At 62.1% G+C, this 8833-nt stretch carries 6 protein-coding genes; all 6 read right to left on the bottom strand.

What is annotated here, in order from left to right; translation table 11 throughout:
- Window positions 1-83 precede the first annotated feature (83 nt).
- The gene (locus CKO36_RS17930) at window positions 84-2963 is read right to left on the bottom strand and encodes an ATP-binding protein (protein ID WP_200286282.1); all 2880 of its coding nucleotides are present in this window, start codon (window positions 2961-2963) and stop codon (window positions 84-86) included.
- Between the two features lie 86 nt (window positions 2964-3049).
- The gene (locus CKO36_RS17925; protein WP_200286281.1) at window positions 3050-5176 is read right to left on the bottom strand and encodes a DUF4129 domain-containing transglutaminase family protein; all 2127 of its coding nucleotides are present in this window, start codon (window positions 5174-5176) and stop codon (window positions 3050-3052) included.
- Complete coding sequence (locus CKO36_RS17920; protein WP_200286280.1) at window positions 5173-6540, bottom strand: DUF58 domain-containing protein; 1368 nt, start codon at window positions 6538-6540, stop codon at window positions 5173-5175. Before CKO36_RS17920 ends, CKO36_RS17925 begins: the two co-directional genes overlap by 4 nt.
- 13 nt (window positions 6541-6553) lie before the next feature.
- Window positions 6554-7489: an AAA family ATPase gene (locus CKO36_RS17915; RefSeq protein WP_200286279.1), complete on the bottom strand. Its 936-nt coding sequence runs from the start codon at window positions 7487-7489 to the stop codon at window positions 6554-6556.
- A 24-nt stretch (window positions 7490-7513) separates the two neighbouring features.
- Window positions 7514-8419, bottom strand: a complete 906-nt coding sequence (locus tag CKO36_RS17910; protein ID WP_242469721.1) for an AEC family transporter — start codon at window positions 8417-8419, stop codon at window positions 7514-7516.
- Window positions 8420-8628: 209 nt separating this feature from the next.
- Window positions 8629-8833 (bottom strand): hypothetical protein (locus tag CKO36_RS19410; RefSeq protein WP_207161517.1); only part of this gene is annotated, 205 nt, incomplete at its 5' end.

The raw sequence follows: 8833 nt of genomic DNA, 5'->3' as shown, positions 1-8833 counted from the left end.
GGCTCACTTCGATGGTGATCTCTTCGCCCGAACGCCGAACAACCGTGGCCATGATCGCTCCTCGCCTCATCATTTACAGAGGCTTAGAGCATACTCCTCGAAATAACATCTTGTCGAGGCCGCACCCTAAACAACTGCATGGCGGCTTGACCGCGCTGCTCTAACCTGGCCAGTTCGGCTTCGGCCACCAGATAGGCGGGGGAAAAATTCTCTGGACAACGCTCAGCCCAGTGTCGCAGCTTGGCAAGCAATTCCCGCAACTCCCCCTCCCAGTGCTGCTGGCGGGCGATATCGACCCAGGGATGCAGCGCGCTGAGAATCAGAAAGCGGGTACAAAGATGCATGGGCCAAGGTAACAGCCCTTGGGTGCCCACCATATAAAGCATGGGCGCCACCTCTTCGGAAAGCGCCAGCGCCTCCTCATGATGACCCAGTAACATTTCCCGAAAAGTTCTCAGAATCCGGTCGATGCAGGCAACCTGGACGTTGCCGCGCGCTTCAACGTCGTGCAGACAGGCACGTTCATCCGACAGCCGCGCGGCGGGATTCTCCGCCTCCTCGCACAGCGAATCGATGACTCGCAGCCCCCCCTCAAGCAGCTCAATCGCCCATTGATTGAAACGGGTACGGCTGAACGCCAGCGCTTGCTCAGTCTCCTCGCGCAGCACCGACAAGGGAATTCCCAAATACAAGCGACAGTACATATTGTGCCCGAAAGCATAGGCAGCATACTGCAGATTGCTCGCGCGCAACCCCACCTCGTAGGCTTCGGTATAGTCGTGGCTGCTGCGGGCCAGCGGCTCGAACCAAAACCGCGCTGAACTCCCGATCATCAGATAAAAGACGCTTTGCTCGGTCGGTGCCAGGAAGGTTCTGGTCATCAGCCGCGTCGCCAGCTCGGTGAAGAGGCGCGCTGTGGCAAAGTCATCCCGCACCCAGATCAGCAATCCGGCAAAAGCAGTATGGCTGTAGCCGATCTGCGGCACATGGCCATGACGCAAGGTCAGATCGACCACCTTGGGAACCAGCACCGACCAGAGTCGCTGATGCGCCCGATAACAGGGCGGTCCCATGGTAATCAGCAGTTGCACAATCATGCGCTGCTGAGGATCTTGCATCTCGGGAATCGCCGCCAGAGTGTCCAGGTCGCGACCGGCCAGAGTCGCCATGACCTGAGCGATCTCAGCATCGCGCACGCGCTCGTAGTCGGCTTCCGGCAACTGGACGCCGAGTGCCTCCAGTCCCTGGCGCCCGGCCTCAATGGCTTCCATGTAATTAGCCTGAAGCGTGTGCTGAACAATCAATACATTGAGCACCTGCGCGCGCTCCATGGCGCTTTGCGCACGTGCCACCGCTTGCTCAAGGAGCACCCGCGCCGCCCTCCGGTCACCCTCGATAAACTCGCTGTCGCTCCAGCCCTGAAGCAAGCTCATGGCTACGCCATGATGCGTCTGCCAAAGCCAGTCGGCGAAGTGCGGATCATCCAACCAGGCGCCGGCAGCGCGATGATAGGCCAGCGCTGAGCTGTAGGCCGTCGCCGCACGCGCCTTGCGGGCGGCGACCAGGCTCAGTTCGATGACGGTGAACCGCTGGTCGCGATCCACAATCAGATGGCAGCCGGCCTGGAGATGCTCAACCATCTGGAACAACTGTTCGCCCGGCGCCTCGGCGCCATCATGGGCGTACAACGCCCAGCCGATCGCCAGCTTGGTTGGCAAGACCTGCTCCGGCGCCAACAGGCTATAGGCGGCTTGCTGCACCCGATCATGAACGAAGCACAACGGACTCGGCAGCGCTCCCGCCTGTGTGGCACCATCACCAACAGGCCGTAACAGCCCCTGCTCAATCAGGGGCTCCAGCAACGCCAGGCAGAATGCAGTGGAGCGACGGGTGACCAGCGCCAGGCGTTCAAGATCAAAGCGGTTGCCCAGGCAGGCGGCGTGCGTCAATACCCGCACCGACTCGGGGTCAAGCTGCCGAAACCGCCGCGCGAACAGCTCAACGACATCCTCGGGCAAATATTGCGCGCCCAGTTGTTGTACCGACCACCACCAAGCGTTTTTGCCCTGATCGAACACGAGCAACCCAACTTCGTGAATGAAGCTGAGGAACGCATGGATAAAAAAGGGATTCCCCTGAGTATGGCGGTCGATAACCTGGGCCAGCCCTTCAGGATCAATGACTTGCGGCGGTAGTGCCTCGTGCATTAACTCCCGCTGGGCATCCAGTCCCAAACGGTGCACTTCCAGGGTCTGCAATGACACCTGGTGCTGGCGCAATCCCTGCACGACGGTGGTCAGGGGATGGGACGCCTCGACTTCATCATCGCGATAGGCTGCGATCAGCAACAGGTAACGCAGCTCCGAGCCGATGGGCAGCTTCTCCAGCATCTGCAGGGAGGCGGTGTCAGCCCACTGCCAATCGTCGATGAACAGCACCAGCGGATGCTCTGGCTGGCAAAAGAGATCGAGAAAGTTGTTCAAGACGCTGTCGAAGCGGTAACGGGCCTCTTGCGGACTGATGTCGGAGAGGGCCGATTGAGGGCCGATCAGGGCGGCAAACTTTGGCGCGATTTCAAACAGCAGGCTGCCAAAGTCGCCCACGCGCTGAAGAATGCGCTGGCGCCATTGCTGTTGCTGCGACCGCGACTCCTCGCGAATGTGCCGCCAGAGCTCGGCAAAGGCGTGCTGAAAGGCGGCATAAGGCAAACCCTGCTGATACTGATTGAATTTACCCTGACAGAAAAAGCCGTTTTTTTCCCGAATCGCGTCTGCAATCGCCTGCACCAGCGTGGTTTTACCAACCCCGGCCGTGCCGGGCAGCAGCAAAACCTCGCCATGTCCACAACAGACGCGCTCGAATGCCTCCATGAGCACTCGAAGGTGCGGCTCGCGACCATAAAGCCGTTGCGTAATCAGTGGCGACTTAGAAGGAGCCTGCTCGGCAGTTGTTGGCATGGGCATGGTTTGGCTCACGGACCTGTTGAGTCAATCGTTGTGCGATCACCATCAGATGCCACTCCGTTTGTAAACTGTAGCAACTCATTCGGTCATCGCTTGGTTGGTTGTTGGGTGGATTTCGCTTGTTTCCATGCCGTCAGCCAGTGGTCGATGTGTACCTGCAACTGATGCCGCGCGGTCACATCCAGACCGCCGGGGCGATAGCGGGCCTGTTCGTTGAGCTGGAGTAGCCGATCCACCGGCGGCAGCTCAGGTTCGAGTCCCCGGCTGTGCGCGAGCCGGGTCAACCACTGCCGGTCGGTCTCGCCGCAGCGGCGTGGCCAGCCGGCACGGGTCAGTTGCCGGGCAATAGGCGCGAGTGGACTGTCCGGTGCTGCGACGCTCTCGCGTGATCGGCGGGCATGCGCGGCACGCCAACGCTGGCCCAGGCGCAGTCGGTAGGCCAGCAGCGCAAAAAGCACTGCCAGCAGACCCCACAGCCAGATGGGGGTGCCCTGCCCCGGTTCCAGGCGACTGAGATTGAATTGATACCACAGCCGCGACCCGAGATCGACCAGCGGTTGCCAGAACGAACGCTCCTCGGCTTCCAGCTCGGCCCACAGCGCCGGAGTAGTGTCGAAATCATGCCATTGGCCCTGATCCCAGTAGAGCGTCCAGGCATGCGCATGGCTGCGGCGGACCCGATAGCGATGGGCACCGGCCACCGGCTCCTGCACCGAATAGCCAACCGCATAGCGCGCTGGCACGCCAGCCTGGCGTAACAGCAGCACCGTGGCTGTGGCAAAAAATTCGCAGTGGCCGCGCTGGGTGGTGGTCAGAAAATACTCAATGGCAGTCTGCCCGGCTGGCGCGCCGGGCAGCTTCAGGCTGTAGCGAAACTGACTGGCGAAATAGTCGCGTACCCGCTTGACTGTATCTCGAGTGCTCAAAATACCTGAAGTGCTTGGGGACTCTGGAGCATTCGAAGTATCTGCGGCAACCGTAATCCCAGGCTGACTCAGACCCAGTTCGCTCACCAGGGCTTGCAACACTGGTTGCTCGGATTTGGGTACGCGCAGGTCGGCCTCCTCGGGGGGGCGATCGCTGCTAGCGGCATTGCGGTATAGCGCTTGATAGTGGATCAGCGGTGGTCCATTCTTGATTTTAACGGCGCCAAGTGACTGGCGCTCCAGGCTGTCAACTGGCAGATCACTCAGACGCCAAGTGCCGGTCGGCAACGGCAGCAGTTGACCACGTCTGGGCAGGTAACTGCCAATTTGTACCCATTGATTAGCCGCTTGGTCGGCGTCTTGATCGGCGCCTTGATCAGCACTGGTTGAGTCTTCCGCAGCTGCTGCTGTCGGCCTGGGTGACCACTGCCAGCCTCCCTCCACCCTGGGCACAGGCTGGAAGTCCTGCGGATGTGCAAACCAGCTGGTGCTGACATAGCGATCATAGGCCGCAGTACGCAGCAGCAGGGCGTGACGCAACGGCGTCTCAGTTGTCACGCGATACAACACACGATCTGACAGCTTGAGTTCGCCAATATCGCCCAAGGCGGTGCGTGCCCGGTAAGGATCACGCTCGCTCCACAGAAAGTCACTGAGCCAGTTGATCGCCAGGTTTTCGACGCGGCGTTGCGCCTGGCTGAGTCCTTGCTGCCCTACCCAGGCCAGCGCACCCACGAGTACCAGCAGCGTCAGCCACAGCGGCCATTGGCGCCTAGGGCTTGGGCGCGGCTGCCAGGCACAGACCCACAGCGTAAGCACCAGCACACCACCGAGGTAAGCCAGCGGATGCTGCACCGCCGTGCCAACCCCGGCCGCCAGCACGCAGGCGCCCAGATAGACCGGCTGCAGATCCAGCCAACGGTCAGCGTCGGGCGAGCGACTGCGCCGTTGGGACAAAAACAGTGCGCGATAGCTGACTCCTGGCCGGGCGCTCAGGATCTGCGCTGACAGCAGCGGTGCCAGCAGCAGCGGCGACCAGCGCAGCACAGCAAAGATGCCGGCTGACAACGGACCCTGACTGTATTCAAACAAGATCAAGGCGAGCAGCAGCAGACTGCTTAGATCGACCAGGCGCTCCAGCGATTTATCCGTCATGTGCCAGCGGGTGCGGGTGCGCAGCGCCCACTCAAACCAGACCGCCAGGGCGATCCCCGGCAGCCAGGCGCCGGTCAACCCGCTCCACAGCAGCAGTGCCCAAGTGAACACCAAAGGCGGGTTGCGATTCATAAGCGCGCCAGATCCTCAGCCATCCGCTCAGGATGAAGGGGCTGCGCTGGCGGCCCCGTCCAGCCATCATTCAGAGCCGAGGCTGTCTGTGTGGAAATGACCAGCAGCCGCAGCGGCAACCCATGGCGCAGCAAGGTGCGCACCAGTTGGCGGCGCGGCGCATTGAAATCGAGCAACACCAGCACCAGCGCGCTAAGCTGCCCCATGCGGGCTACCAGCGCCTGCTGCAACTGCACAACCTCGCCATGAAGGGTCGGCTGCGCGCAGGCGAGCACTTCCAGACACTGCCCGGCATCGCCCAGCCCGCGCCCCGTGGTGAAACAGTAAGGCTCGGCCCCAACAAAGAGCAAATCGAGCAAGGTGTCTGCATCGCCGATGCGATCACACAGCGAAGCCGCTACGCTGACCGCTGCCTCGAACTGTGCGTCAATGGCGGTGGTGGCAAAGGTATCCAGCACCAGAGCATGGCGAGTGAAGAATTCATCCTGATATTCCTTGACCTGGGGTGTGCCGCTGCGCGCCCAGCTGGGCCAGTGAATCAAGCGCGGCGAATCCCCCGGGCGATACTCGCGCAGCCCGATGAATTCTTGCGAATCGCCCACTGCGCCAGCACGACTCATGCCTCCCGGCTGATACTGGCGGCGCCCGGGCAGCGTCAGTCGCGGCGCCGGATAACGCTTGGGCAGCACCAACAGGGATTGCTCGCAAGGAATCATCACGCGCGCCCGCACCAGCCCCAGGGGATCGGGCCGGCTGAGCCAGAGGCCAGGCAAGCGCAGATAGCCGCGCTGTTGTGGGGCCAAACGCAGGCGCACTGGCGTGTCATGTTGCTCGACCAAAGTATCAACAGGGCGTGATTCAGTGATACCCGCACCACGATTGCGGTTAATCAGCCGGCGCCAGCGTGGATAGCCCATGAGACGGTCGAAGCGCCCATCGGCCGGGTCAGCGCCCTGGCGCGGATCGCAAAACTGCACGCGCGTGGGCGTGGGATCCGGTAAGCGCTCTTCAATCCACCAGCCGCGCACAGGGCGTCGGCTGCGGCTATGCAGACGTACCCGGTAGTCCACCGCTGTTCCCACACTGGCAGTCTGCGGCAGCTCGCGACTGGCGATGACCTGTCCGCGCCAGCGCCAGGCATCGAACAACGCCGCCAGACCGGCCAACAGCAGCAGCGCCAGCGCCAGGGTGAACAGCTGATAGAGTTGATTGAGTCGGGTGTCAATGCCAAATACGGCGGCGGCAAAGCCAAGCCCCAGCACAAAGCGCCCCAGCGGCGTCAACCCATGGCGCCGGTAGTGCTGCCAACGCTCCAACCGGCGCAGGGCCGGATACAGGGCGGCGCGCAACAGGGATCCGCTCATGGGCCTGCTCGCCTCAGCGCGGCGGCTCCAGTCGCTCCAGCAGCTCACTGACCACTTGGTTGGCATCGCGCCCGCCAAAGCGTGCCTGGCTGTCAAGCCCCAGCCGATGCGCGATCACCGGTACTGCCAGACGCTGCACATGATCCGGAGTAACAAAATCCAGCCCTTCCAGCAGTGCCAGTGCCTGGGCGCATTTCATCAAGGTCAGTGACGCCCGCAGGCCCGCACCCAGGAGCACGCCCTCGGCGGTGCGGGTTGCACGCGTCAGTTCGACAATGTAGCCCGCCACTGCCGGGCTGACTGCGATCTCGGCCGCCTGCGCCCGCAATGCCAGAATATCCTGTGGTGTCGCCACAGCGTCCAGGTGTTCCAGCGGCTCGCCGAGGTGACGTTCAGTCAGCACGGCGGTTTCATCCGCCGCTGACAGATAGCCCAGGGCAAAGCGCATCGCGAAGCGATCAAGCTGCGCCTCCGGCAGCGGATAGGTGCCATGAAATTCGACTGGGTTCTGGGTGGCAATGACAAAGAAGAGCGCATCCAGCGTCCGCGCCCGGCCTTCGATGCTCACCTGTCCCTCGCCCATGGCCTCCAGCAGCGCGGACTGGGTGCGCGGCGAAGCGCGGTTGATCTCATCGGCCAGCAGAACCTGGGTAAAAATCGGCCCCGGACGAAAATCAAATGAGCGCGCGCCCGGATCGAACACCGACACGCCGAGAATGTCAGTCGGCAGCAAATCGGGCGTGAACTGCACCCGCCGAAATTCCGCCTGCAGCGAGCGCGCCAAGGCTTTTGCCAGGGTGGTTTTGCCGGTGCCGGGTAGATCCTCCAGCAACAGATGCCCGCCACTGAGCAAAGCCACCAACAGCCGTTCAATCGCCTCCGGCTGGCCACGGATCACCTGCGCAAGATTGGCCTGCAGTCGAGCTAACACAGGGTGATGAGTGTTCATGCAGGGAGCCCCTCATGGAAAGCGTCATGCAGCCCAGAGTACCAGAGCCAACACCGCCGGAATCACCAAGATGCTGGCCAGGTTGCCCCAGATCACGATCGCCGCCACCACCTCGGGTTGCTGCCCGTAGCGCTCGGCGAACAGATAATTCATCACCGCTGGCGGCAAGACGGCGAAGAGCAGCAGCAGTCCGATCTGTTCGGGTGGCAGTGGTAACAGCCACAGCAGCACCAGCGCCAGCAGCAGACCGCTGGCCGGACGCAGCAGCGCCCCGAGCAGACCCGCGCGCCAGTGGCGCAAGTCTGCCTCGGTCAGACGCGCGCCGAGTGCGAACAGCATCAGCGGAATGGCCACCTGGCCGAGCAAATGAATCCCCTCGCCGATAGCCGCTGGTGGCTGCCACTCCAGCAGCGAGGCGCCGATCCCCAGCACACAAGCCATCACCAGTGGCATGCGCAGCAGATCGAACCAGCGCAAATGGCGATCCAGCAGGCGCACGCCCAGGGTGAAGTGCAGCAGATTCTCGACCATAAACAGCACCACCGCGCCTCCCAGCGCGGCATCGCCAAACGCCAGCACCGCCAGTGGCAGGCCCATGTTGCCGGAGTTGAGAAACATCATCGGCGGCACCAGGGTGCGCGGTGGCAGCCGTATCCACCGGCTCACGCCCCAGGCGATCACACCCGAGCCCAGCATCACCAGGGTACCGGCCAGTCCTAGAATCAGATAGGCACCGGGATGAAAATCCCGCGCCGCCAGCACATCGAATAACAGCGCGGGAGTAAAGATTTCCAGATTCAGCCGGTTGGCTGCGCGCAAATCGGGCGCATGCTGACGTGCATACAGGAAACCGACCAGGACGATGCCATAGACGGGCACCAAAATATCAAGCAAACGCATCAGCATAATGAAGACCTCGGGCCTGGACATATAAGGTTATAAGCCATGCCAGGGTTTCGACCATCAGGCCCCGACGATGTGCTAATCTGTTTTAGCAGCGGCGAATTCTGCTGTTCCGGCGGCCGCTGTTCATGCGTTGCTTCCCCTCCTAAAGAGTCCCCAAGCGTCAACTACCCCGCCCTGAAGGGCGGAGCTTGTGAAGACAAGCTGGGTTGACCAGGGAAAGCGGTGAAAACCCGCTACGTTTGCAACAGGTCGTTGAGACCCACTCTGGAATGCTTCCTCAGTTCCAGACACTGGAAGATCAGGGTCATGCTGGTGAAAGGCAAAGCGCCGAAGGTTCTGATCGCTGCCGTGAGGCGGGAGCCGGTTGCAGACCTTCCCGAGGGGAGCGAGCCGCAAGGCTCCGTCACTAGGCCCGTAAGGGCAGGAATTGAAATGGCT

It is taken from the genome of Rhabdochromatium marinum (assembly GCF_016583795.1).
In the GTDB taxonomy this organism is placed as follows: Bacteria; Pseudomonadota; Gammaproteobacteria; order Chromatiales; family Chromatiaceae; genus Rhabdochromatium; species Rhabdochromatium marinum.
The sequence above is the reverse complement of the archived record's forward strand: the minus strand, read 5'-3'. Positions and strand labels throughout refer to the sequence as shown.

Bases quoted from the DNA above. Each gene is read 5' to 3' on its own strand.
- CKO36_RS17930 (WP_200286282.1), bottom strand. From the start codon at position 2,963: ATGCCCATGCCAACAACTGCCGAGCAGGCTCCTTCTAAGTCGCCACTG.
- CKO36_RS17925 (WP_200286281.1), bottom strand. From the start codon at position 5,176: ATGAATCGCAACCCGCCTTTGGTGTTCACTTGGGCACTGCTGCTGTGG.
- CKO36_RS17920 (WP_200286280.1), bottom strand. From the start codon at position 6,540: ATGAGCGGATCCCTGTTGCGCGCCGCCCTGTATCCGGCCCTGCGCCGG.
- CKO36_RS17915 (WP_200286279.1), bottom strand. From the start codon at position 7,489: ATGAACACTCATCACCCTGTGTTAGCTCGACTGCAGGCCAATCTTGCG.
- CKO36_RS17910 (WP_242469721.1), bottom strand. From the start codon at position 8,419: ATGTCCAGGCCCGAGGTCTTCATTATGCTGATGCGTTTGCTTGATATT.